The sequence below is a fragment of the Pseudomonas wadenswilerensis genome (assembly GCF_024749185.1).
Lineage (GTDB): Bacteria > Pseudomonadota > Gammaproteobacteria > Pseudomonadales > Pseudomonadaceae > Aquipseudomonas > Aquipseudomonas wadenswilerensis.
In genome coordinates this window covers 1,095,658-1,118,440 of record NZ_CP087191.1, presented here as the reverse complement: position 1 = coordinate 1,118,440, position 22,783 = coordinate 1,095,658, and the positions used below count along the sequence as shown (strand labels likewise).

General features: G+C 63.7%; 20 protein-coding genes. 7 read left to right on the top strand and 13 right to left on the bottom strand.

Going from position 1 to position 22,783, the window contains the following annotated elements:
* Positions 1-62: 62 nt before the first annotated feature.
* From LOY45_RS05110 to zwf, 3 genes are read right to left on the bottom strand one after another with little or no spacing between them, the layout of a single operon-like run.
* A complete protein-coding gene (locus LOY45_RS05110) occupies positions 63-737 on the bottom strand; it encodes a bifunctional 4-hydroxy-2-oxoglutarate aldolase/2-dehydro-3-deoxy-phosphogluconate aldolase (RefSeq protein ID WP_115088536.1) in 675 nt (224 codons plus the stop codon).
* Positions 738-754: 17 nt separating this feature from the next.
* A complete protein-coding gene (gene pgl / locus LOY45_RS05105; protein WP_258578823.1) occupies positions 755-1,468 on the bottom strand; it encodes a 6-phosphogluconolactonase in 714 nt (237 codons plus the stop codon).
* Positions 1,455-2,924: a glucose-6-phosphate dehydrogenase gene (gene zwf / locus LOY45_RS05100; RefSeq protein WP_115088538.1), complete on the bottom strand. Its 1,470-nt coding sequence runs from the start codon at positions 2,922-2,924 to the stop codon at positions 1,455-1,457. The genes pgl and zwf overlap by 14 nt, the downstream gene beginning before the upstream one ends.
* 213 nt (positions 2,925-3,137) lie before the next feature.
* Here zwf and hexR point away from each other — a divergent pair, with 213 nt between their 5' ends.
* A complete protein-coding gene (gene hexR, locus LOY45_RS05095) occupies positions 3,138-3,998 on the top strand; it encodes a DNA-binding transcriptional regulator HexR (protein ID WP_174242320.1) in 861 nt (286 codons plus the stop codon).
* Here the strand turns inward: hexR and LOY45_RS05090 are convergent.
* From LOY45_RS05090 to edd, 10 genes are all read right to left on the bottom strand, one after another.
* Entirely contained in the window at positions 3,991-4,845 is an 855-nt protein-coding gene (locus LOY45_RS05090; RefSeq protein ID WP_115088539.1) for a D-hexose-6-phosphate mutarotase, read from the bottom strand. The two genes, hexR and LOY45_RS05090, sit on opposite strands and share 8 nt — an antisense overlap.
* Positions 4,846-4,988: 143 nt before the next feature.
* The gene (locus tag LOY45_RS05085) at positions 4,989-6,335 is read right to left on the bottom strand and encodes a carbohydrate porin (RefSeq protein WP_134064125.1); all 1,347 of its coding nucleotides are present in this window, start codon (positions 6,333-6,335) and stop codon (positions 4,989-4,991) included.
* A gap of 54 nt (positions 6,336-6,389) precedes the next feature.
* The gene (locus tag LOY45_RS05080; RefSeq protein ID WP_115088541.1) at positions 6,390-7,544 is read right to left on the bottom strand and encodes an ABC transporter ATP-binding protein; all 1,155 of its coding nucleotides are present in this window, start codon (positions 7,542-7,544) and stop codon (positions 6,390-6,392) included.
* 6 nt (positions 7,545-7,550) lie between these two features.
* Positions 7,551-8,396: a carbohydrate ABC transporter permease gene (locus tag LOY45_RS05075; RefSeq protein WP_115088542.1), complete on the bottom strand. Its 846-nt coding sequence runs from the start codon at positions 8,394-8,396 to the stop codon at positions 7,551-7,553.
* A complete protein-coding gene (locus tag LOY45_RS05070) occupies positions 8,389-9,297 on the bottom strand; it encodes a carbohydrate ABC transporter permease (protein WP_258578822.1) in 909 nt (302 codons plus the stop codon). Before LOY45_RS05070 ends, LOY45_RS05075 begins: the two co-directional genes overlap by 8 nt.
* 135 nt (positions 9,298-9,432) lie before the next feature.
* A complete protein-coding gene (locus LOY45_RS05065; RefSeq protein WP_115088544.1) occupies positions 9,433-10,695 on the bottom strand; it encodes an ABC transporter substrate-binding protein in 1,263 nt (420 codons plus the stop codon).
* A gap of 144 nt (positions 10,696-10,839) precedes the next feature.
* Entirely contained in the window at positions 10,840-12,234 is a 1,395-nt protein-coding gene (locus tag LOY45_RS05060) for an ATP-binding protein (protein WP_275670891.1), read from the bottom strand.
* A gap of 43 nt (positions 12,235-12,277) precedes the next feature.
* Positions 12,278-12,976, bottom strand: a complete 699-nt coding sequence (locus tag LOY45_RS05055; protein WP_115088878.1) for a response regulator — start codon at positions 12,974-12,976, stop codon at positions 12,278-12,280.
* Between the two features lie 75 nt (positions 12,977-13,051).
* Positions 13,052-14,005, bottom strand: a complete 954-nt coding sequence (locus LOY45_RS05050) for a glucokinase (protein ID WP_115088546.1) — start codon at positions 14,003-14,005, stop codon at positions 13,052-13,054.
* A complete protein-coding gene (edd, locus tag LOY45_RS05045) occupies positions 14,002-15,828 on the bottom strand; it encodes a phosphogluconate dehydratase (RefSeq protein WP_134064132.1) in 1,827 nt (608 codons plus the stop codon). Before edd ends, LOY45_RS05050 begins: the two co-directional genes overlap by 4 nt.
* Before the next feature lie 269 nt (positions 15,829-16,097).
* Here edd and gap point away from each other — a divergent pair, with 269 nt between their 5' ends.
* The 6 genes from gap (at position 16,098) to LOY45_RS05015 (ending at position 22,717) form a co-directional block, all read left to right on the top strand.
* The gene (gene gap / locus LOY45_RS05040) at positions 16,098-17,099 is read left to right on the top strand and encodes a type I glyceraldehyde-3-phosphate dehydrogenase (protein ID WP_115088548.1); all 1,002 of its coding nucleotides are present in this window, start codon (positions 16,098-16,100) and stop codon (positions 17,097-17,099) included.
* Between the two features lie 88 nt (positions 17,100-17,187).
* Complete coding sequence (locus tag LOY45_RS05035; protein WP_115088549.1) at positions 17,188-17,700, top strand: RNA polymerase sigma factor; 513 nt, start codon at positions 17,188-17,190, stop codon at positions 17,698-17,700.
* Positions 17,701-17,794: 94 nt separating this feature from the next.
* A complete protein-coding gene (locus LOY45_RS05030; RefSeq protein ID WP_115088880.1) occupies positions 17,795-18,757 on the top strand; it encodes a FecR family protein in 963 nt (320 codons plus the stop codon).
* A 119-nt stretch (positions 18,758-18,876) separates the two neighbouring features.
* The gene (locus tag LOY45_RS05025) at positions 18,877-21,471 is read left to right on the top strand and encodes a TonB-dependent receptor (RefSeq protein ID WP_115088550.1); all 2,595 of its coding nucleotides are present in this window, start codon (positions 18,877-18,879) and stop codon (positions 21,469-21,471) included.
* A gap of 145 nt (positions 21,472-21,616) precedes the next feature.
* Positions 21,617-22,231 carry a biliverdin-producing heme oxygenase gene (locus tag LOY45_RS05020; RefSeq protein ID WP_115088551.1) on the top strand — a complete coding sequence of 205 codons (615 nt, stop codon included), beginning with the start codon at positions 21,617-21,619 and terminating at the stop codon, positions 22,229-22,231.
* Between the two features lie 60 nt (positions 22,232-22,291).
* The gene (locus tag LOY45_RS05015) at positions 22,292-22,717 is read left to right on the top strand and encodes a YbaN family protein (RefSeq protein ID WP_115088882.1); all 426 of its coding nucleotides are present in this window, start codon (positions 22,292-22,294) and stop codon (positions 22,715-22,717) included.
* Positions 22,718-22,783 lie beyond the last annotated feature (66 nt).

Here is a 22,783-nt window from a genome sequence, read left to right as displayed (position 1 = left end):
AAAAAAAAAGGTGCGCCGACCAAGCGCACCTCAAAGCCGTGTAGCACACAACGAATTCGGTTTCAGTCCAGCAGTGCCAGGGCCTCGGCACTGCAGGCCTGGATACGGGCCCAGTCGCGGCTCTTGATCCAGCTGCTGTCGAGCATCCAGGTACCGCCCACACACATCACATTGGCCAGGGCCATGTAGTCCTTCACATTGCCCGGGTTGACCCCGCCGGTGGGGCAGAAACGCACGTCGCCGAACGGGCCGCCATAGGCCTTGATCGCCGCCACGCCGCCGCTGATCTCAGCCGGAAACAGCTTGAAGCGCCGGTAGCCCAGGGCATAGCCCATCATGATTTCCGACGGTGTGCTGATACCTGGCAGCAGCGGGATGTCGCTGTCGACGCCGGCCTCAAGCAAGTCCTGGGTAATGCCCGGGGTGACCACGAACTGCGCACCAGCCGCCTGCACGGCAGCAAACATGTTGCGGTCGAGTACGGTGCCAGCCCCGATGCACAGCTCCGGGCGCTGCTCGCGCAGCACCTGGATGGCCTTGAGGCCGTGGGACGAGCGCAAGGTCACTTCCAGGGTCTTGATACCACCGGCTGCCAGGGCATCGGCCAGAGGCAGGATGTCTTCTTCGCGGGCGATGGTGATCACCGGCAGAATGCGCGCCTGGGTGCAGATCTGATCGATCCGGGCAATCTTGTCGGCCATGGAAGCTCCCGGCTGTTTCAGTTCATGCGTGGTCATAACGGCGGATCCTTGGCTCATGGGCACCAGTAAATATCCAGAGGGTCTTGTAAGAAGGCACGAATCGGCATCTCGGCCTGGTCATCGCCGGCCAGCGCGGCGCGCAGGGTAGCGAGTTTGCCCGGGCCTTGCACCGACAAGGTGGTAAATCCGGCGCGGGCCAGCAGCGCCCGGGTCATGCTCAGCCGTTGATGCGGCACGCTCGGCGCCAGCATCGGTAGGCAACGACGGGGGCTGTTCGGGTCGAGACCTTCGGCAAGGTTCGGGCTGTTGGGGAACAGCGAGGCGGTATGGCCGTCATCGCCCATGCCCAGTACCAGTACGTCGATACCCGGCAGTTCGGCCAGGGCCTGATCGGCTTCCTGCGCAGCGGCCTCAAGACTGCCTGCGGCGCGATAGAGGCTGAGGAAACGCGCCTTGGCAGCAGGACCGGTCAACAAATGGCGCTTGAGCAGGCCGGCATTGCTGTCGGCATGCTCGACCGGCACCCAGCGTTCATCGGCCAGGGTCACCAGCACCTTCGACCAGTCCAGCGGCTGCTTGAGCAGCGCGGCAAAAAACGCCACCGGACTGCGGCCGCCCGACACCACCAGGGTGGCCTGGCCCTTGGCGGCAATGGCCGCATTCAGGCGCCCTGCCACATCCTTGGCCAGCCCTTCAGCCAGCAGCGCGGGTGTATTGAAATCACGTGCCGTGACCTTCGCCGGCAGTTGCAGTTCAGATATCGCCATACCAGGACCTCCCATCGCGGGTAATCAGTGCAATCGAGCTCATCGGCCCCCAGGAACCGGCGGCATAGGGCTTGGGCGCGTCGCCCGACTGTTTCCAGCCGGCGATCAGCTGATCGCACCACTTCCACGCGTATTCGATTTCATCCTTGCGCACAAACAGGTTCTGATTGCCGCGCATCACTTCCAGCAACAACCGCTCGTAGGCATCGGGGATCCGCGCACTACGCCAGGTGTCGGAAAAATTCAGCTGCAAGGGCCCGCTGCGCAGCTGCATGCCTTTGTCCAGACCCTGCTCCTTGGTCATTACCCGCAAGGAGATACCTTCGTCCGGCTGCAGGCGGATGATCAGCTTGTTGCCGATCTGCAAACGCTGTTCCGGGGCGAAGATGTAGTGCGGGGTTTCCTTGAAGTGGATGACAATCTGCGACAGTTTTTGCGGCATGCGCTTGCCGGTGCGCAGGTAGAACGGCACCCCGGCCCAGCGCCAGTTGCGGATATCGGCACGCAGGGCGACGAAGGTTTCGGTGTCGCTCTGGGCGTTGGCGTTGTCTTCTTCCAGGTAACCGGGCACCGGCTTGCCTTCGCTGTAGCCGGCAATGTACTGGCCGCGCACCACCTGGGTGCTCAGGCCCTCGCCCTTGATCGGCGCCAGGGCTTTGAGCACCTTGACCTTCTCGTCACGGATGCTGTCGGCCGAGAGGTCGCTGGGCGGGTCCATGGCAATCAGGCAGAGCAACTGCAACAGGTGATTCTGGATCATGTCGCGCAGTTGCCCGGCCTTGTCGAAATAGCCCCAGCGCCCTTCGATGCCGACCTTCTCGGCGACGGTGATTTCCACGTGGGAGATCGAGTTCTGGTTCCACTGGGTTTCGAACAGGCTGTTGGCAAAGCGCAGGGCAATGAGGTTCTGCACCGTCTCCTTGCCCAGGTAGTGGTCGATACGATAAACGCGGTTTTCCGGAAAATACTGGGCCACGGCGTCGTTGACCCGCCGTGAGGATTCCAGGTCATGGCCGATGGGTTTTTCCAGCACCACCCGGGTACGGGCGCTGAGGCCGGCTTTGTCGAGGTTCTCGCAAATGCCGCCATACACCGCCGCCGGGGTGGCGAAATAGGCGATCAGCTGGCTGTCGCTGCCGACCTGTTCGGCCAGGGCCTGGTAGTCCTCGGCCTTGAGGAAATCCACGTGCAGGTAGGTCAGGCGCGCCAGAAAGCGCTGCAGCACCGGCGCCTCGATCTGCCCGGCAGGCACGAACTCCTGCAGGTGCGCCTCGATCGACGCCAGGTGCTCATCGACACTGCCCGGCTCGCGGGCCAGGGCCAGCACCCGGGTGTCGGCGTGCAACAAGCCGGCCCGGTCGAGCTGGTAGAGCGCCGGAAACAGCTTGCGCAAGGCCAGGTCGCCAAGGGCGCCAAACAGGGCAAAGGTGCAGGGTTCAACGCTGATCGAAGCCATGATGTTGGTTCTTTTATCAAGTTGACGTAGAAATACCGTTTTCAATCGCAGTTTTCAAGGAATAATGTAGTAAAAACCACAACATTTTACCCAATGGACAGATTCAAGTGGTGTGCCAACCATGCCATCAGTACGATAGGCCACCGTGTCAAAAGCCCGCTGCTGTCGCCAGCCGGCTGTCTCAACGACCCAAGGAAAACACCCATGGACCGCGTGCGAAACCTCCTGGAGCAGATCCAGGGCCGCCTCGAAGAGCTGAACAAGGCTGAGCGCAAAGTCGCCGAAGTCATCCTGCTCAACCCCCAGCAAGCCACTCGTTTCAGCATTGCCGCCCTGGCCCAGGCTGCCAAGGTCAGCGAGCCGACGGTAAACCGCTTCTGCCGCTCGTTCGGCGTCAGCGGCTACCCCGAGCTCAAGCTGCAACTGGCGCAGAGCCTGGCCAGCGGCGCTGCCTACGTCAGCCGGGCAGTGGAGGCCGACGATGATCCGGCGTCCTACACCCAGAAGATCTTCGGCAGCGCCATTGCCTCGCTGGACAGTGCCTGCCAGCAATTGGATCCGCAGCTGATCAGCCGCGCCGTCGACATGCTGATCCAGGCCCGGCAGATCCACTTCTTCGGCCTCGGCGCCTCGGCCCCGGTAGCGCTGGATGCACAGCACAAGTTCTTCCGCTTCAACCTGGCGGTGTCGGCCCATGCCGATGTGCTGATGCAGCGCATGCTGGCCTCGGTGGCCCACACCGGCGAGCTGTTCGTGATCATCTCCTACACCGGGCGCACCCGCGAGCTGGTCGAAGTCGCGCGCCTGGCCCGGGAAAACGGCGCCTCGGTGCTCGGCCTGACCGCCGCCGACTCGCCGTTGGCCAAGGCCAGCAGCCTGAGCCTGAACATCCCGCTGCCGGAAGACACCGACATCTATATGCCGATGACTTCGCGGATCATCCAGCTGACCGTGCTCGACGTGCTGGCCACCGGCATGACCCTGCGCCGCGGCGTCGACTTCCAGCCGCACCTGCGCAAGATCAAGGAAAGCCTCAACGCCAGCCGTTACCCGATCGACGACGAACTCAACTGAGCAAGTGCGCCTGCAGACGCAGGTGCGCTTGCTCACCCGGCGCCAGGCTCAGGCTGTCACTGCTGCCACTGGCCGCCTCGACACAGACGAAGCCCAGGGTTTCGCTGCCACTGACACCCATCAATGGCCGACTGCCGGGGTGCCAGACCACGGTGTCTTCGCTGTCACCGGTGTCGATGCACAACTGGCGCTGCCAGGCCGGGTCGTGCAACTGCAGGGTCGCCGCATTGGGGAACACCCGCTGGCACCCGCCGTGGACCTTCAAGGCGCCCTTCTGGCGACAGGCCTGACGGTTCAAACGGTCGTAACCCTCAATGTTTTCTAGCCCAGATAGCGCTATCTCAGAAACGTCACTAATACGCCAGTAAGCCAGCAGAGCATGACTCAACTGACAAGGCTGGCTGTCCTGATGCTCGGTACTGAGTTGCAGCTCCATGCGTTTGCCCAGCTTGGCCACCAGGTCGACCTGCCAGTCGCACAGTTGCAGGCGCCACTTGAGGGTCACGCCCTCTTCGGTTTCGCTGCTGTCGATCAGCTTCCAGTCGAGCAGGCGCGCCCAACCGTGGGCCGGCCACATGTCTTCGCTGGGGTGACGGCCGTACCAGGGCCAGCACACCGGCACACCGCCACGGATCGCGCCGACTTGTGGCCACTGCGCCGCACACCACAGCCACGGGCGCTCGCCCTGTGGTTGGAAGTGCAACAATTGCGCGCCCTGACGGCTGAAGACTGCCTGGCATTGCGGGTGATCGATGATCAGCACATCGCGCTGCTGGTAACGCTCCCACTCGAAGGTCGGCCGCGGCCTCTGCGAGGTGAAGAAACGTTGTAGCGGGTGCTCTGGCATGGCGGGGAACTCTTGTTATTCAGTGGGAACGCTATCGCTGGCAAGCCAGCTCCCACAGGATCAGCGCAATCCATGTGGGAGCTGGCTTGCCAGCGATCGACCGCACAGCGGTCGCAATATGCGTAAATTTACAACATATCGCCTCAGAACGACGACTGAATCTTCAACCCGGCGACCAGCGCGTTATCCACCTCGTCCACCCCGCCCGGGCTCTTGATGTACTGCAGGTTCGGCCGCACGGTCAGCCAGTTGGTGACATGGAAGCCGTAGTACAGCTCGGCGTTGTACTCGGTCTTCTGGATCGGCACGAAGCCGGCATCGTTGTAATCCTCTATGCCGCTCTGCTGATTGAGCAACTGCGCACGGTCCTTGACGTCGTCATTGACGTGAATCCGCGCCACACCAAAGCCGATGTCATCCTTGGGCCGGCCATCGAAGGCGCCCTTGTAGACCATACCTACCTGCTGGTAGTTGTCCACCACGTTGGTAGCCTTGTCGTGCACGGTGAAGTTGGCGAACAGGCTCAGGCCGCGGTTGGCATCACCGCCGTGCGCGGTGACCTGCTGCTGGGCCACCACCCACCAGCCGTGCTTGCTCGAGTGCGACTTGAAGGCTGCGCCGGTCAGCGCCTGGGGCTGGCCATTGACGTCGTCATAGACGTCATCGGCCTTGGCCGTGCTGTAGTAGTAACCCAGACGGTACTCACCCGGCAGGCCGTTGACCTGCGGCGACCAGACCAGCTCCACCGGCAGGATCATGCCCTTGGTGCCGCTGCCGCTGAGCTTGAAGCCGTTGCCGGTTTCAAGGTTGGACGGGTTCTGTTCATACACACCGACCTGGGCGAAGAACTCCGGAGTGATGTTGTATTTGACCCGCATCGCCCACTGGCTGACCGGCCAGTTGTACCAGATACCGCCAACCCAGTTGCCCACTTGCGAGCCGCAGAACGCCAGGTTCTGGAAGTCGCAGGGGAAGCTGTTGAAGTCCTCGCCTTCGCCAAAGCGCCCGACCTTGATGTCCAGGGCGCCATCGAAATACTTCTGCTTGACCCACATCTGGGTCAGGCGCCAGGTCTGGCCGCGCCCCCAGACTTCCTGCACCGAACTGAACTGCCCGGCACGCGGGTCGCTAATGCGGTCGTTGGACAAGTTGCGGCCGCTACGCTCGGTGATCGCCAGCTTGAACTCGGCATCCTGCCAGCCGAAGATCTTCTCCAGGTCCAGGTGCGCGCCGAGGGCGAACTGGTCGCTGTAGCGCGCGGTCTTGTCGTCGTTGTAGCCACCGTTGAGGTTACCCGCCACCTCACCGACGTAGTCGAGGGTGAAGTCGTAGCCTTTCTCCAGCAGCTCGGTGCGGGTACCGCCCCAGTCGCCGCTCATCCATTTCGACTCCGGAGCAAAGGCGCCAGCCGCCTGCGCCCCGCAACTGAGGCCCAGGGCCGCCAGCAGGGTCAACGGCGCCAGAGGCTTGATACGCTTGAAGTGATCCATCCCTTGTTTCCTCGTTTTATTGTTCTCGATGGGTGTCTACGTTCTATAACGAATTCAGCGGCCCTTGAATTGGGCGACATTGTCCTTGCTCGCCGGCGCTGGCGCGGCGACACCCAGGCGCTCGCCGGTGGCGGCATCGAACAGCAGCACCCGTGCCGGATCGAACTGCAGGTTCAGGGTGTCGCCGACCTGGGTCGGCACATCCGGGGCCAGTCGGCAGCAGACCTTGGTCTGGTTGAGGGTGACGAACACCAGCAGGTCCGGCCCGGTGGGCTCGGTGATCTGCACTTCGGCACGAATACTCGGCAAACCATTGGCCTGGGCCGGGGCCAGGGCGATCTGTTCCGGGCGCATGCCGAGGATCACTTCACGGTCCTCCAGACCCGCCACATTGAAGCCCAAGGGTAGCTCGCAGCGGGCCTGGCCACTGTCGAGCAGGGCCAGCAGGCGGCCGTCCTTGCGCTGCAGGCGCAGGGGAATGAAGTTCATCGGGGGCGAACCGATGAAGCTGGCCACGAACAGGTTGGCCGGATCGTTGTAGATCTGCTGCGGGGTGCCGAACTGCTGGATCAGCCCGTCCTTCATCACCGCCACCTTGTCGCCCAGGGTCATGGCCTCGATCTGATCGTGGGTGACGTACACCGTGGTGGTCTTCAAGCGCTGGTGCATCAGCTTGATTTCGGTGCGCATCTCCACCCGCAGCTTGGCGTCGAGGTTGGACAGCGGCTCGTCGAACAGGTAGATCTTCGGCCGCCGCGCCAGCGCCCGGCCCATGGCCACGCGTTGCTGCTGGCCACCGGACAGTTGGCCAGGCTTGCGCGTCAGCAGGTGCTCGATCTGCAGCAGCTTGGCCACTCGCGCCACCTCTTCGTCGATGGCGGCGGCAGGCATCTTGCGCATTTTCAGGCCGAAGGCGATGTTGTCGCGCACATTCATGGTCGGGTACAGCGCGTAAGACTGGAACACCATGGCGATGTCGCGATCCTTGGGGCTCATGCCGCTGATGTCGGCATCGTCCACCAGGATCGCCCCGCCGCTGATCTGTTCGAGGCCGGCGATGCAGTTCATCAGGGTCGATTTACCGCACCCGGACGGGCCGACCAGAATCAGGAATTCGCCGGAGTCGATCGACAGTTCGATGTTCTTCAGGGTGTCCGGCAGACCGCTGCCGTAGCTCTTGTTGACGTTGCGCAGTTCAAGCGTTGCCATTGTTGTTTACCCCTTGACCGCGCCGGCCGTGAGCCCGCGCAGGAAATACTTGCCAGCCAGCACATAGACCAACAGGGTCGGTAACCCGGCGATCATCGCCGCCGCCATGTCGACGTTGTATTCCTTGACCCCGGTGCTGGTGTTGACCAGGTTGTTCAGGGCCACGGTGATCGGTTGCGCATCGCCGCTGGCGAACACCACGCCGAAGAGAAAGTCGTTCCAGATCTGGGTGAACTGCCAGATCAGGCAGACCATGATGATCGGCACCGACATCGGCAGCAGGATGCGCCCGAAGATGGTGAAAAAACCCGCGCCATCGAGCCGCGCCGCCCGCACCAGAGCCTCCGGCACGCTGCAGTAGTAGTTGCGGAAAAACAGCGTGGTGAAGGCCAGGCCGTAGACGATATGCACCAGCACCAGGCCGCTGGTGGTGCTGGCCAGGCCAAGCTTGCCGAGGGTGAACGAGGCCGGCAGCAGCACGGTCTGGAACGGCAGGAAGCAGCCGAACAAGAGCAGGCCGAAGAACAGCTGCGACCCCCTGAAACGCCACATCGACAGCACATAGCCGTTGAGCGCACCGAGCAGGGTCGAGATCACCACCGCCGGCACGGTGATCTTCACCGAGTTCCAGAAGTAGCCGCCGACCGTGTCCCAGGCCTTGATCCAGCCGATGCCGGTGATCACCTCGGGCCAGCTCAGCAGGTTGCCGGTACGGATGTCTTCCGGCGACTTGAAGCTGGTCAGCAGCATCACGATCAGCGGGATCAGGTACAACGCACAGGCCAGGATCAGGGTCGAGTAGATGGCCAGGCGGCTGAAGCTCAACGAGCGGGGAGCGAGGGACCTAGTCATGGCGTTTGTTCCTCAGTTCCGAATACAGGTACGGCACCAGGATCGACAGGATCGCGCCGAGCATCAGGATCGCGCTGGCCGAGCCCATGCCCATCTGCCCACGGCTGAAGGTGAAGGAATACATGAACATCGCCGGCAGGTCAGAGGCATAGCCCGGGCCGCCCGCAGTCATGGCCGCGACCAGGTCGAAGCTCTTGATCGCGATGTGCGCAAGGATCATCAGTGCGCTGAAAAACACCGGGCGCAAACTTGGCAAGACGATGCGCAGGTAGATGCTCGGCAGGCCGGCGCCATCGACTTGCGCGGCACGGATGATCGACTGATCGACGCCGCGCAGGCCGGCCAGGAACAGCGCCATGACAAAGCCCGAGGCCTGCCACACGGCGGCGATCACCAGGCAGTAGACAACCCGGTCGGGGTCCACCAGCCAGTCCAGGCGAAAGCCTTCCCAGCCCCAGTCGCGAAGCATCTTGTCCAGGCCCAGGCCGGGGTTGAGCAGCCACTTCCAGGCGGTGCCGGTGACGATCATCGACAGCGCCATGGGGTACAGGTAAATAGTGCGAATGAACCCTTCGCGGCGGATGCGCTGGTCGAGCAAAATCGCCAGCAGCACGCCGATCACCAGGCTGATGGCGATGAACATGCCGCCGAACAGCAGCAGGTTCTTGCTCGCCACCCACCAGCGGTCGTTCTCCATCAGCCGTGCATATTGCGCCAGGCCCACCCACTTGTAGCTGGGCATGAAGCTTGAGTTGGTGAAGGACAGGACGAAGGTCCAGAGGATGTAGCCGTAAAAACCCACCAGGACGATCAACATGCTCGGCGCCAGTACCAGTTTCGGTAACCAGCGCTGCAGGGCGTCCAGGGGTGAGGCCTTGTTGATTGTGGCAACAGTGCTCATCAGAAAGTCTCGGTTGAAGGGCGGCGCTGCGCACCGCATCGCTGGCAAGCCAGCTCCCACAATGGACTGCATGCACCGACCCTGTGGGAGCTGGCTTGCCAGCGATGAAGCCCCGCAGAGTCGTTGCCTACACCATCACTTGGCCGACTTGATCGCCGAATTCAGCTGCTTGACCGCCGTTGCCGGATCGGCTTTCGGGTCGTTGAAGAAGTTGGTGACGACATCGAAGATCGCCCCCTGCACCGCCAGCGAGGTCGCCATGTTGTGGGCCATGCTCGGTTGCAGGCCGTCACCCTTCTCCGCTTCCTTGAAGTCCACCGCCGACTTCTGCGTGCAGGCGTCGAACTGGCTCATGTCCATGTCCTGGCGCACCGGCAAGGAGCCCTTGTTCTGGTTGAACACGGTCTGGAACCGCGGTTCCAGGGCGACCTTGGCCAAGTCGTTCTGGGCCTTGATGTCGTTCTCGTTCTTGAGCTTGAACATCGCCAGCGAATCGATGTTGTAGGCGAAACTGCCCTGGGTGCCGGGGAAGGCCACGCACTGGTAGTCCTTGCCTGCCACTTTGCCGGCGGCGGTCCATTCGCTCTTGGCCCAGTCGCCCATGATCTGCATGCCGGCCTTGCCATTGATGACTTCGGCGGCAGCAATGTTCCAGTCGCGCCCGGCGCGGTTGGGATCCATGTAAGTGCCCAGGCGCTTGAGGGTTTCGAACACCTTGACCATCTGCGCGCCAGTCAGGGTGTCTTCATCCAGTTCGACGAAGGCTTTGTGATAGCCCTGGGGCCCGAGGATGCTCAGCACCAGGTCTTCGAAAACGGTGCTGTCCTGCCACGGCTGGCCGCCATGGGCGAGCGGGATGAAACCGGCCGCCTTGAGCTTGTCGGCGGCGGCGAACAGTTCATCGAGGGTGGTCGGCACCTTGGCCCCGGCCTTGTCGAACACCTGCGGGTTGATCCACAGCCAGTTGACCCGGTGGATGTTCACCGGCACCGCTACATAGTGGCCGTCGTACTGCATGATCTGGGCGACTTTCTTTGGCAGCAGGGCGTCCCAGTTGTTGGCTCTGGAGACATCGTCGAGTTCGGTGAGCAGGCCCAGCGCACCCCACTCCTGGATGTCCGGCCCCTTGATCTGGGCGGCGCCTGGCGGGTTACCGGCCACTGCGCGGCTCTTCAGTACGGTCATGGCCGCTGCGCCACCGCCACCGGCGACGGCGTTGTCCTTCCAGGTGAAACCGTCTTTCTCGACTTGTTCCTTGAGGGTTTTCACCGCCGCGGCTTCGCCTCCGGAGGTCCACCAGTGAGTGACTTCGACCATGCCGTTAGCGGCAGCAACAGCACTCAGGGGCAACAAGGAGGCGAGGGAAATGACAGCGGCGAGGCGATTGATCGCATTCATCGAGAGGAACCTTTTCTTGTTGTTATGCAGGTGCAAGTCGTGGTGCTTGCGCTTGCATTGGAGTCTAACCAACGGCACCCGGGCCGGAGGTAACGAAGGGATGCGCGAATGTCACCAGCTGGTGACATTCGCCCAGGCAGAATTTCAGTCAACGCTGCGCGGCAGGCTCAAGGTCACCCGCAAGCCGCCCTCACGCAGGTTGCGCAGGCTCACCTCGCCGCCGTGGCTGTGGGCGATATTGCGCGCGATACCCAGGCCCAGGCCGTAGCCCTGCTGCTGTCCGGCCAGGCGAAAATGCGGCTCGAACACCTGCTCCTGACGTTGCTCGGGCACGCCCGGGCCCTCGTCATCGACCTGCAAGACAAAGCCAATGTCACTGTCGAGGATGCGCAGGTGGGCGCGCTCGCCGTATTTCAGAGCGTTGTCGATCAAGTTGCCAATGCAGCGCTTGAGCGCCAGTGGCTTGCCGGGATAAGGCGCCTGGGCGCGACCTTCGAGGGTGATCTGGCCACTGCCCAGGTACGGTTCGACCAGGCATTCGAGCACCTGGTTGAGGTCGATACGCTCGATGTTCTCGTGGATGTCGGTGTCCTTCACACATTGCAGCGCGCCCTTGACCAGCATCTCCAGCTCGTCCAGGTCGCGGCCGAACTTGGCCTGCAACTGCTCGTCATCAAGCAACTCGACACGCAGGCGCAAGCGCGTGATCGGCGTGCGCAGGTCGTGGGAGATGGCGCTGAACAACTGGCTGCGTTCGGTCAGGTAGCGGCTGATGCGCTCGCGCATGGCGTTGAAGGCCCGGCCCACCTCCTCCACTTCACTGCCACCGCCTTCGGTCACCGGCTCGACGTCGGCCCCCAGCGACATCTCCCGTGCGGCCAGGGCCAGGCGCTTGAGCGGGCGGCTCTGCCAGTGCACCAGCAGACCGATGAACAGCAGCAGGAACGAACTGGTCAGCACGATGAACCACAACTGCTGGCTGGGCAGGCCCTGCTCTTCGAGGCTGGTGTAGGGCTCGGGCAGCAGCGAGGCGATGTACAGCCACTCGCCTTCAGCGAGGCGAATCTGGGTCACCAGCACCGGCGGGTTGATCGGCTCCAGGGTCAGCGCATAGTGGGCCCAGGAACGCGGCAGCTCATCGAGCTTCAGGCCGCTGTTGAAGATCCGCAAATCCTGCGGGCTGACAAACTGGATGGAAATTTCCAGCTGCGCGCCGAGGCGCTGGTGCAGCACATCAGCGACGGCGTCGATCACCGCCTCCTTGCGCGGCGTGGCCGGCAGCACCTGCATGCCCAGCGGTTTGTCGTTGAGCGAAACGACGAAGCGGGTACCGCCCATGCTACGCAACTGGTCGAGCACCATCGGCCGGTAAGCCACCGGCAGGGAGCGAAAATAACTGACGCTGGCACTCATCGAATGGGCCAGGCTGCGCGCGCTGGCGACCAGGCCTTCCATCTGGCTGGCACGCAATTGCGACAACCAGATCACACTCGACAGCCCCTGGGCCAGCAACACCACCAGCAAGGTCAACAGCAGCATGCGCCCCAGCAGCGAGCGTGGCAGCGGCAGGCGCCAGCGCCCTTCAGTGCGCGGGCGCAACGCTGGCCGCCAGCAGGTAGCCACTGCCGCGTACGGTACGGATCAACCGTGGCGGTTTTTCGGTGTCGCGCAGGCGTTGGCGCAGGCGGCTGACCGCCATGTCGACAATGCGGTCCAGCGGCATCGGCTCACGGCCACGGGTGGCGTTGCCGATGGTGTCGCGGTCGAGGATCTGTTGCGGGTGATCGAGGAACAGCTTGAGCAAGGCGAAGTCGGCACCGGAGAGAATCACCTCTTCACCATCGCGGTGGAACAAGCGGTGGCTGATGGTATCCAGGCGCCAGTCATCGAAGGCCAGCACATCACAGCCACTGCGCTCCTGGCCAAAACCGGCACGGCGCAGCAGCGCCTTGATCCGCGCCTGCAGTTCGCGCGGGCTGAAGGGTTTGCCCAGGTAATCATCGGCGCCCAGTTCCAGGCCGATGACCCGGTCGGCTTCGTCGGAGCTGGCGGTGAGCATGATGATCGGCACCTGGGCCAGGCGCGGATGCTGGCGCACCCAGCGACACAGGCTGAAACCGTCTTCGTCGGGCAACATCACGTCGAGGATCACCAGGTCGCAGTCGCTGGCGTCCAGGGCCTGGCGAAAGCCGCGCCCGTCGGCCACCGCCTGGACGCTGAAACCGGCGCGGCTCAGGTAGGTCTGCAGCAGTTCACGAATGTCCTGGTCGTCGTCGACCATCAATATCGACTTGCTCACGCATCACTCCTTGTTGAACAGGGTGAGTGCTTCGCGGGGCAAGCCCGCGCCTACACCTCAGCCGGCTTGTTGCAGCGCCACGCCGGCCCCGAGCAAGCCGGAGAATTCGGCGGTCACCAACCATACCGGGAGATCCTTGAAGTAGCCACTCATGCAGCCCTTGTCGGCAAAGCTGGCGCCAAAGCCGCTGCGCAGGAACAGCTCGGCAAAGCGTGGAACGATGCCGCCGACGATAAACACCCCGCCACGCCCGCCGAGGGTCAGGACGTTGTTGCCCGCCACCCGGCCCAGGAAGCGGCAGAACTGCTCGATCACCGCCAGGGCAACGGGCTCACCGGCCAGCGCCGCGTCGGTGATCGCCGCCGGACTTTGCAGCGGCGCAGGCTGACCATCCAGGGCACAGATGGCCTGGTACAAGCGCAGCAGGCCGCCGCCGCTGAGGACGGTTTCGGCGCTGACATGGCCGATTTCGCTTTCGATCTGCTGGCGGATCTGCGCTTCGCGGGCATTGCCCACCGGCAGGTCGACATGCCCGCCCTCGCCCGGCAAAGCCATCCAGCGGTCCTCACCCAGGTTGAGCAAGGTGCCGACGCCAAGGCCGGTGCCCGGGCCGATCACCAGCGCCGGGCGGCTGGCATCAGGCGTGCCTGCGCAGACGGTACGGTACTCGTCCGCCTGCAAGCGGGTCATGCCCAGGGCCATGGCGGTGAAGTCGTTGATCAGCAGCAACTGCTCGACCTGCAAGGTTTTGCAGAACGCCTGGCGGCTGAGCCGCCAGTGGTTGTTGGTAAAGCGAAACTCATCACCGTCGACCGGCCCGGCCACCGCCAGGCACACCGCGCCCAGCTCGCCGCGGGCCAGGCCCTGGTCAGCCAGGTAAGCGCCAATGGCCTGTTCCGGGCTGGTGTAGTCCGCCGTGGCAAAGACCTGCACCGCGTGCATGCGGTTGTCTTCCCAGAGGGCGAAGCGTGCATTGGTGCCGCCGATATCGCCGACCAGTGCGCGCTTCATTTGAGTGTCTCCAGGGCCGAGGTGAAGGCGCTGGCGCCTTTCTCTGCCGGGCTCAGGGCGGTACGCAGGAAGCCGAACAGCTCGCGGCCGCAACCCAGGTCGTTGCCGGTCGGTGGTGCGGGCAGTTCTCGATCGGCCAGCTCGGCTGCACTGAGTTTCACCGTCAGGGTACCCGCCACGCCGTCGACCCGGACGATATCGCCATCGCGCAGGCGCGCCAGCGGGCCGCCATCGAAGGCTTCGGGGCAGACATGAATGGCCGCGGGGATTTTCCCTGAAGCACCGGACATACGCCCGTCGGTTACCAGTGCGACCTTGAAGCCACGGTCCTGCAACACGCCAAGGAACGGGGTCATCTTGTGCAGCTCGGGCATGCCGTTGCAGCGCGGCCCCTGGAAGCGCATTACCGCAACGAAATCACGCTCCAGCTCGCCGGCCTGGAAGGCATCGGCCAGCGCCTGCTGGTCATGGAACACCAGTGCCGGGGCTTCGACCACCTGATGCTCGGGGGCTACTGCGGACACCTTCATCACCCCGCGACCGAGGTTGCCTTCCATGACCCGCAGACCGCCTTCGGGCGAGAACGCCCGTGCCACTGGGCGCAGGATCGCCTCATCAAGGCTGGCCTTCGGGCCTTCGCGCCAGACCAGTTTGCCGGCCTCAAGGAACGGCTCCTGGGTGTAGCGACGCAGGCCATGGCCGGCGACGGTGTTGACGTCTTCGTGGAGCAAACCGGCATCGAGCAGTTCGCGAATCAGGAAGGCCATGCCGCCGGCAGCCTGGAAGTGGTTGATGTCGGCCTTGCCGTTCGGATAGACGTGGGACAGGGTCGGCACCACTTCCGAGAGCTCGGCCATGTCCTGCCAGGTCAGCTGGATGCCGGCGGCCTGGGCAATCGCCGGCATGTGCAGGGTGTGGTTGGTCGAGCCGCCGGTGGCGTGCAGGGCAACGATGGAGTTGACCAGGGATTTCTCGTCGACAATCTCACCCAGCGGCATGAAGGCGCCACTGGCCTTGGTCATGCGCGTGACCTGCTGCGCAGCCTCGACAGTCAGGGCATCGCGCAGCGGCGTATACGGGTTGACGAAAGAGGCGCCCGGCAGGTGCAGGCCCATCACTTCCATCAGCAGCTGGTTGGTATTGGCAGTGCCGTAGAAGGTGCAAGTGCCGGGGCTGTGGTAGGACTTCATCTCCGACTCCAGCAGCTCTTCGCGACTGGCCTTGCCTTCGGCGTAACGCTGGCGCACATCGGCTTTCTCCTTGTTGGAGATGCCCGACGGCATCGGCCCACCCGGCACGAACAGCGTCGGCAGATGGCCGAAGCGCAACGCGCCCATCAGCAGGCCGGGGACGATCTTGTCGCAGATGCCGAGCATCAGCGCCGCATCGAACATGTTGTGCGACAGGGCGATGGCGGTGGACATGGCGATCACTTCGCGGCTGGCGATGCCCAGTTCCATACCGGGTTCACCCTGGGTGACGCCGTCGCACATGGCCGGCACACCGCCGGCGAACTGGCCGACCGAGCCGATTTCGCGCAGCGCCTGCTTGATCTGTTCGGGGTAATGCTCGTAGGGCTGGTGCGCCGAGAGCATGTCGTTGTAGGCGGAGACGATGGCGACGTTGGCCGCGTTCATCATCCGCAGGCTTTGCTTGTCCTGGCTGCCGCAGCCGGCGACACCGTGAGCGAAGTTGGCGCACTGCAGCTTGGCACGCATCGGCCCGTCGCTGGCGGCCCCGCGAATCAGCTCAAGGTAGCGTTCACGGGTGGGGCGACTGCGGGCGATCAGCCGTTGGGTGACCTCAAGAATGCGCGGATGCATGTACTGGACTCCAGGCTATCGGTGGTTGCGACCTCTGCGGCGGTTTCCCTTATCAACGATCGCGGCCTAGGCTCAATGGCAGGGGCGATGCGTTGCGGGAGGAACGGCTTGGCCGATCGCTCGTTGTAGATTGAATAAAATATTGCCAGCAAAAAGGCTTGTTTTCTATTTTTTTACGAATAATCTTGTAATTCCAACAACAAAATCAGATGCAGTGAAGCAAAACTTCAATTGCCACGGGCTTCACCCGGTCTCCCAGAGGTAGCTCCATGACCCTTCGTATCGCAATCAATGGCTTTGGCCGCATCGGCCGCAACATCCTTCGCGCACTCTATACCCAAGGCTACCGTCAGGATCTGCAGGTCGTCGCCATCAACGACCTGGGCGACAGCGCGATCAATGCCCATCTGCTCAAATACGACAGCGTCCACGGCAGCTTCGCTGCCACGGTTGAATCCGATCACGAGAGCATTACCGTCAACGGCGACCGCATCGCCGTCAGCGCCATCCGCAACCCGGCGGAGCTGCCATGGAAAGCCGAAGCCATCGATGTGGTGTTCGAGTGCACCGGTTTGTTCACCGAGCGCGCCAAGGCCGCCGCCCATCTTACTGCCGGGGCCGGCAAAGTCATTATCTCGGCGCCGGCCAAGGGGGCTGATGCCACCGTGGTGTACGGGGTCAACCATGACATCCTGCGCCCCTCGCACCAGATCATCTCCAGCGCTTCGTGCACCACCAACTGCCTGGCGCCGCTGGCCCAGGTGCTGCACCGCGAGTTCGGCATCGAGCAGGGGCTGATGACCACCATTCATGCCTACACCAACGACCAGAACCTTACCGACGTCTACCACAGCGACCCGTTCCGCGCCCGTTCGGCGACCCAGTCGATGATCCCGAGCAAGACCGGCGCCGCCGAAGCCGTGGGCCTGGTGCTGCCGGAACTGGCCGGCAAGCTCACCGGCATGGCCGTGCGGGTGCCGGTGATCAACGTGTCGCTGGTCGACCTCACCGTCAACCTTGAGCGCGAGGCCACGGCCGAGGCCGTCAACGCGCTGTTCAAGGAAGCCAGCCGGCATTCCAAGGTGCTCGGCTACAACAGCCTGCCGCTGGTGTCCTGCGACTTCAACCACAACCCGTTGTCGTCGATTTTCGATGCCAACCATACCCGGGCCAACGGGCGCATGCTCAAGGTGATGGCCTGGTACGACAACGAATGGGGCTTCTCCAACCGCATGCTGGATAACTGCCTGGCGCTGCACAACGCCCGCTAGGACCATCCCTTGCAGGAGCGGAGGCAGTACTTGACCAACGCGCTGATGATAAGCATTATCATTCGCCACGCCATGGTCGGGTACCGCTGTGAGTCAGTCCCAGTTCAACGCCGTTTTCCTCGCGCAGCGAGTCAGCCTGCTGCGTACGCTGCAGCGCATGGTGGATAACCCCAGTACTGCCGAAGACCTGTTGCAGGAGACCTACCTGCGGGTGACCCGCGCCCTGGGCGAACGGCCCATCGAGCACCTCGAGCCTTTCGTGTTCCAGACCGCGCGCAACCTCGCCCTCGATCACTTGCGCGCACGCCGGGCGCAGTCGCGCAACCTGGTCGACGATGTGCCCGAGCAAGTCCTGCACAACGTCGCTGCGCCCAGCAGCAGTGCCGAAGACGCCGCCCACGCCGAACAACTGCTCAAGCGCCTGAGCGTCAGCCTCGCGCAATTGACCGAACGCCAACAGCGCATCTTCATCCTCAGCCGCCTGCATGGCGCCAGCTACCTGGAAATCGCCGAACAACTGAAAGTGTCGGCAAGCACGGTTCAGAAGGAACTGAAACTGATCATGGCCATCTGTGTAGGGGTAGCCGACCGGCTGAAGTAAACAGCCCGTCGTGGATCGCAGCTAAAACCTTGCCATCCCCATGGATACCCCGGATCATTCGCAAAAAAGCGCCAGCCCCGCCAAGGACCCACCCGTGACCGACAGTCCCTCTCCTCGCCCCTCGCCGCCTGGCCAAGCCGCCAGTGACCGGGCCATGGACCAGGCCCTGGACTGGCTGATTCGCCTGCAATGTGCGTCAGAGCAAGACACCCAGGCCTTCGAAGCCTGGCTCGAGGCAGACCCGGCCAATGCCCGCGCCTATGTCGAGGCCGAGGCGGTCTGGAACGGCGCGCCCCTGCGCCAGGCCGCCGGGCAACTGCATCAGGTACAGCGCCGCAGCCTGCGCTCACGTATCCGCCCACACTGGAAGCCCCTCGCTACGGCCGCTGTGCTGCTGGTGGGGATTTTCACCGTAGGCAACCTGCCGGTGCGCCTGCAGGCCGATCATCTGACCGTAGTGGGTGAACGCCAGCGGGTACAGCTGGACGACGGTTCCAAGGTCTTGCTCAACACCAATTCGGCGTTTGCCAGCGACCTGCGCGACAACCGCCAAGTGGCCCGGCTGCTGCAGGGCGAGGCCTACTTCGAGGTTCCCGGCGGCGCCCAGCCACCGCTGGAACTGCAGGCCGGCCCGCTGCGTGCCAGTGTGCGCGATACCGATTTTGCCGTGCGCTACCTCAACGGCGAAGCCCAGGTTCGGGTGCAACGCGGCGACGTCGACCTGCAGGCCAGCAGCGACCAGCGCATTCGCCTGTCGGCGGGTGACAGCATCAGCGTCGGGCCCAATGGCTTCGGCCAGCGCGGACGCCTGGATGCGCAAAAGGACCTGGCCTGGGTCCAGGGCCGCCTGGTGTTCGAGAACTGTCCGCTGAGCCAGGTGCTGGCCGAACTGCGCCGCTACTACCCCGGCTGGATCATCAACGGCAACGAGCAGCTGGCAAACGTCGCGGTCACCGGCAACTACCGCCTCGACCAGCCCCTGGAAACCTTGCGTGCCCTGGCCCACATCACCTCGGCACAGTTGCACGAGTACCCGGCGCTGGTGATTCTCAACTGAGGCAAAAGTTTTTTTACGCGATCCCTGAAGCTGTTACGTCTCGTTATAGCCAATGCAACTGATTCTTATTTTTGAATCAGCCAGCACCTATAACATTCGCGCGACAGGGAGCGCTTTCGATGTCCACTGGTTTCACTCGTCGATCTTCAGCCACTTCACGTACCCCCGGCCTGCAGCGTTGCACGCTCTCCCTGTTGACCCTGGCCATGCTCGCCAGCGGCGCCTGCAGCCTGCCGGCGTTGGCCGCGGAACCGGCCCAGGCCAGTGCCCCGCGCATGGGCGACTACCGCTTCGCCATCAACCAGCAGCCGCTGGTGTCGGCGCTCAACGCCTTTACCGCGGTGACCGGCTGGCAAGTGGGCTTCTCTGCGGAACTTGCCGAGGGCGTCGCCTCGCCGGGCGTGCATGGCTCGCTGAAACCGGAAGCGGCCCTGCAGCGCCTGCTGGCCGGCACCGGCCTGAGCTACCGCACGCTCAACAGCGGCAACGTGGTGATCGAACGCAGCGCCAGCAAGGCCATCGCCCTGCAGCAAATCACCGTCAGCGCCACCCGTAGCGCCCAGGACATCAGCCAGGTGCCGAGCACCGTCAGCGTACAGACCCGCGAGCAGCTCGATCGCCAGAACGTCAACAACATCAAGGAACTGGTGCGTTACGAGCCTGGCGTTTCGGTCAGCGGCACCGGCCAGCGCAGCGGCCTGAACGGCTACAACATCCGCGGTATCGACGGTGAGCGGGTGCTGACCCAGATCGACGGCGTGTCGATCCCCGACAGTTTCTTCTTCGGCCCCTACGCCCAGACCCAGCGCAACTACGTCGACCCTGAGATCGTCAAGCGCGTGGAGATCCTCCGTGGTCCGGCTTCGGTGCTGTACGGCAGCAACGCCATTGGCGGCGCGGTCAGCTACTTCACCCTCGACCCCGACGACATCATCAAGCCTGGCCAGGACGTCGGCGCACGCCTGAAGACCGGCTACAGCTCGGCAGACGAAAGCTGGCTGAACTCGGCCACCGTCGCCGGCCGCCAGGGCGAGTTCGACGGCCTGCTGCACCTGAGCCAGCGCAACGGCCATGAAACCGAGTCCTACAGCAGCCACGGCGGCACCGGCCTGGCACGCACCGCCGCCAACCCGGAAGACGTGCGCACCACCAACATCCTCGCCAAGGCCGGCTGGAACTACGCCGACGACGCGCGCCTGGCCTTCACTTACGAAAACTACAAGGACGACCGTGACCTGAAGCTCAAGAGCGCCGTGGGCGGGCCGTTCATTCCGGGCTTCGGCGCGATGAACGCGTACCGCGACCGCACCGGCAACGATACCGTGACCCGCGAGCGTTTCGGCATCAACCACGAATTCGCCCTGGGCAGCGTGCTGGCCGACAACATGAAGTGGAGCCTGAACTACCAGATCGGCAAGACCGACCAGCGCACCGAAGAGCTCTATTTCGCCTCGGGTCGCCAGGTGTTCCGTGACCGCCAGACCACCTACAAGGACCGCCAGTGGGTGTTCGACGCACAACTGGACAAAGCCTTCAGCGTCGGCGCCACCGAGCACTTGCTGACCTACGGCACCACCCTCAAGCACCAGAAGGTCACCGGCTCGCGCAGCGGCACCGGCACCTGCCTGAATGTCGGTGGCAGCTGCCGCTTCATCGGCCAGGTCAGCACCAGTGACAGCCAGGCGCTGGTCAGTGACTTCCCCGATCCGACCGTCAACACCTACAGCCTGTTCGCCCAGGACGAGATCCGCTGGAACCAGTGGACCTTCCTGCCGGGCGTGCGCTACGACTACACCAAGCTCACCCCGCACATGACCGACGAGTTCCTGCGTGGCGTCGGCGCCAACCCCACCGACCCGGTCGACGACGACGCCAAGAAATGGCATCGGGTCTCGCCCAAGTTCGGCCTGACCTACGCCTTCAACGACAACTACACCTGGTACGGCCAGTACGCCGAAGGCTTCCGTACGCCGACCGCCAAGGCGTTGTACGGCCGCTTCGAGAACCCGGGCCTGGGCTACAGCGTGCGCGGCAACTCCAACCTCGAGCCGGAAAAGAGCAAGAGCTACGAGACCGGCCTGCGTGGCAACTTCGAGGCCGGTGACTTCGCCGTCGCGGTGTTCTACAACAAGTACCGCGACTTCATCAACGAAGACGCGGTGCAGGGCAGCAACCTCGGCCAGACCTTCGAAGCCAACAACATCAAGCACGCCACCATCAAGGGTGCCGAGTTCAAGGGCCGCCTGAACCTCGACGCCTTCGGCGCACCGCACGGCCTGTATACCCAGGGCTCGCTGGCCTACCTCTATGGCCGCAACGACGACACCGGCCAGCCGCTCAACAGCGTCAACCCGCTGACCGCGGTGATGGGCCTGGGTTACGAGCAGGAGCAATACGGCGCGCTGCTGAGCTGGACCCTGGTCAAACGCAAGAACCGCGTCGACGACACCACCTTCTTCGCCCCCGACGGCACCAGCAAGCAGTTCCGCACCCCGGGCTACGGTGTGCTCGACCTGACCGGCTTCTACAAGGTCACCGACGACATCACGGTCAACGCCGGCCTCTACAACCTGACCGACAAGAAGTACTGGCAGTGGGATGACGTGCGCGGCTACGACGGCCTCGGTGAAGCGGCGGTAACCGCCCCCGCCAACCTCGACCGCCTGACCATGCCGGGCCGCAATTTCGCCATCAACCTGGTCTGGGATATCTGAACCGCAGTGCGGGGCAAGCCCGCTCCTACAGATTTTGCAGGAGCGGGCTTGCCCCGTGAAAAGCCTTTGAGGTGAGGTTTTTTTACTGTCACGCGTCTTCTCATTCGTCTAGTCATCAGGCACGCCCATTTCGCAAGGAATCACCATGACCGCCGCTACCACCACCGAACGCGCCAGCCTGCGTTCGCAGCGTTTGAACCAGCTGACCCACGCCCCGCACACCGAACTCGACGCCCTGGTCAAATCCCACGCGCCGTTCGAAACCCGCGAGAGCTTCGCCCGCTTCGTGGTTGCCCAGTACCTGTTCCAGTCCGAGCTCAAGGCGCTGTACACCGACCCGGCACTGATCGCCATCGTCCCGGACCTGGCCGCACGCTGCCGCGCCGAACAGGCCGGCCTGGACCTGGCGGACTTGAACACCGAGATCCCGGCCGACTTTGCCGGCGCCCTGCAGCGCCCAAGCCTGGGTGAAGCCATGGGCTGGATCTTCGTTTCCGAAGGTTCCAAGCTCGGCGCTGCGTTCCTGATCAAGCGTGCCGTCGGCCTGGGCCTGTCGGACAGCTTCGGTGCCCGTCACCTGGGCGAACCGGCCGGTGGCCGCGCCGAAGGCTGGAAGCAGTTCACCCGCATCCTCGACGGCCTGGAACTGAGCGCCGAAGAAGAAGCCAAGGCCGAGCAAGGCGCCGTGGCCGCCTTCGAGCGTTTCACCGAGCTGCTCAAACACGCCTACGCAACTGCGCCTAAAGCCGAACTGGCCTGATGCGCCGTACCCGGTTACCCTCGTGGTAACCGGGCCTTGCCCGTGCACACCGACAAGCCCATGACCCGCCCAGCCGCTTCAAAACTCTCGCGCCTGCTCTTCGGCCTGCTGGCCTACGTCAGCCTGGGCATCGGCCTGGTGGCCATCGTGATTCCCGGCCTGCCCACCACCGAATTCATCCTCCTCGCCGCCTGGGCCGCCACCCGCAGCTCGCCGCGCCTGAGTGCCTGGCTGGAAAACCATCGCCTGTTTGGCCCGATCCTGAGCAACTGGCGCAACGGCAAGGTAATCCAGCGCCGGGCCAAGGTCAGCGCCACTGTCAGCATGCTGCTGTGCGCCGGCGTGATGCTGGTGTTTCTGGAGCATCGCTGGCCGGTATTTCTCGCCATCGCCGGCATGACGCTGGGCAACCTGTGGATCTGGTCGCGGCCAGAAACCGCGCCCTTGAGCCTCGTCGACCGTTCATCGGCGCGCACTCATGGCTAAGGCTATAAAGCCGATGAACTGTTATCGCTAAAAGGATGTAGCGAACCGAGCCCGCCCAGTGGCTCG

Excerpts from the sequence above, each read along its gene's own strand:
- LOY45_RS05025 (WP_115088550.1), top strand. The coding sequence starts at position 18,877 with ATGTCCACTGGTTTCACTCGTCGATCTTCAGCCACTTCACGTACCCCC.
- LOY45_RS05085 (WP_134064125.1), bottom strand. The coding sequence starts at position 6,335 with ATGGATCACTTCAAGCGTATCAAGCCTCTGGCGCCGTTGACCCTGCTG.
- LOY45_RS05015 (WP_115088882.1), top strand. The coding sequence starts at position 22,292 with ATGACCCGCCCAGCCGCTTCAAAACTCTCGCGCCTGCTCTTCGGCCTG.
- LOY45_RS05080 (WP_115088541.1), bottom strand. The coding sequence starts at position 7,544 with ATGGCAACGCTTGAACTGCGCAACGTCAACAAGAGCTACGGCAGCGGT.
- LOY45_RS05070 (WP_258578822.1), bottom strand. The coding sequence starts at position 9,297 with ATGAGCACTGTTGCCACAATCAACAAGGCCTCACCCCTGGACGCCCTG.
- zwf (WP_115088538.1), bottom strand. The coding sequence starts at position 2,924 with ATGGCTTCGATCAGCGTTGAACCCTGCACCTTTGCCCTGTTTGGCGCC.
- pgl (WP_258578823.1), bottom strand. The coding sequence starts at position 1,468 with ATGGCGATATCTGAACTGCAACTGCCGGCGAAGGTCACGGCACGTGAT.
- gap (WP_115088548.1), top strand. The coding sequence starts at position 16,098 with ATGACCCTTCGTATCGCAATCAATGGCTTTGGCCGCATCGGCCGCAAC.
- LOY45_RS05065 (WP_115088544.1), bottom strand. The coding sequence starts at position 10,695 with ATGAATGCGATCAATCGCCTCGCCGCTGTCATTTCCCTCGCCTCCTTG.
- LOY45_RS05075 (WP_115088542.1), bottom strand. The coding sequence starts at position 8,396 with ATGACTAGGTCCCTCGCTCCCCGCTCGTTGAGCTTCAGCCGCCTGGCC.
- LOY45_RS05110 (WP_115088536.1), bottom strand. The coding sequence starts at position 737 with ATGACCACGCATGAACTGAAACAGCCGGGAGCTTCCATGGCCGACAAG.
- edd (WP_134064132.1), bottom strand. The coding sequence starts at position 15,828 with ATGCATCCGCGCATTCTTGAGGTCACCCAACGGCTGATCGCCCGCAGT.
- LOY45_RS05090 (WP_115088539.1), bottom strand. The coding sequence starts at position 4,845 with ATGCCAGAGCACCCGCTACAACGTTTCTTCACCTCGCAGAGGCCGCGG.
- LOY45_RS05050 (WP_115088546.1), bottom strand. The coding sequence starts at position 14,005 with ATGAAGCGCGCACTGGTCGGCGATATCGGCGGCACCAATGCACGCTTC.
- LOY45_RS05020 (WP_115088551.1), top strand. The coding sequence starts at position 21,617 with ATGACCGCCGCTACCACCACCGAACGCGCCAGCCTGCGTTCGCAGCGT.
- LOY45_RS05060 (WP_275670891.1), bottom strand. The coding sequence starts at position 12,234 with ATGCTGCTGTTGACCTTGCTGGTGGTGTTGCTGGCCCAGGGGCTGTCG.
- LOY45_RS05055 (WP_115088878.1), bottom strand. The coding sequence starts at position 12,976 with ATGGTCGACGACGACCAGGACATTCGTGAACTGCTGCAGACCTACCTG.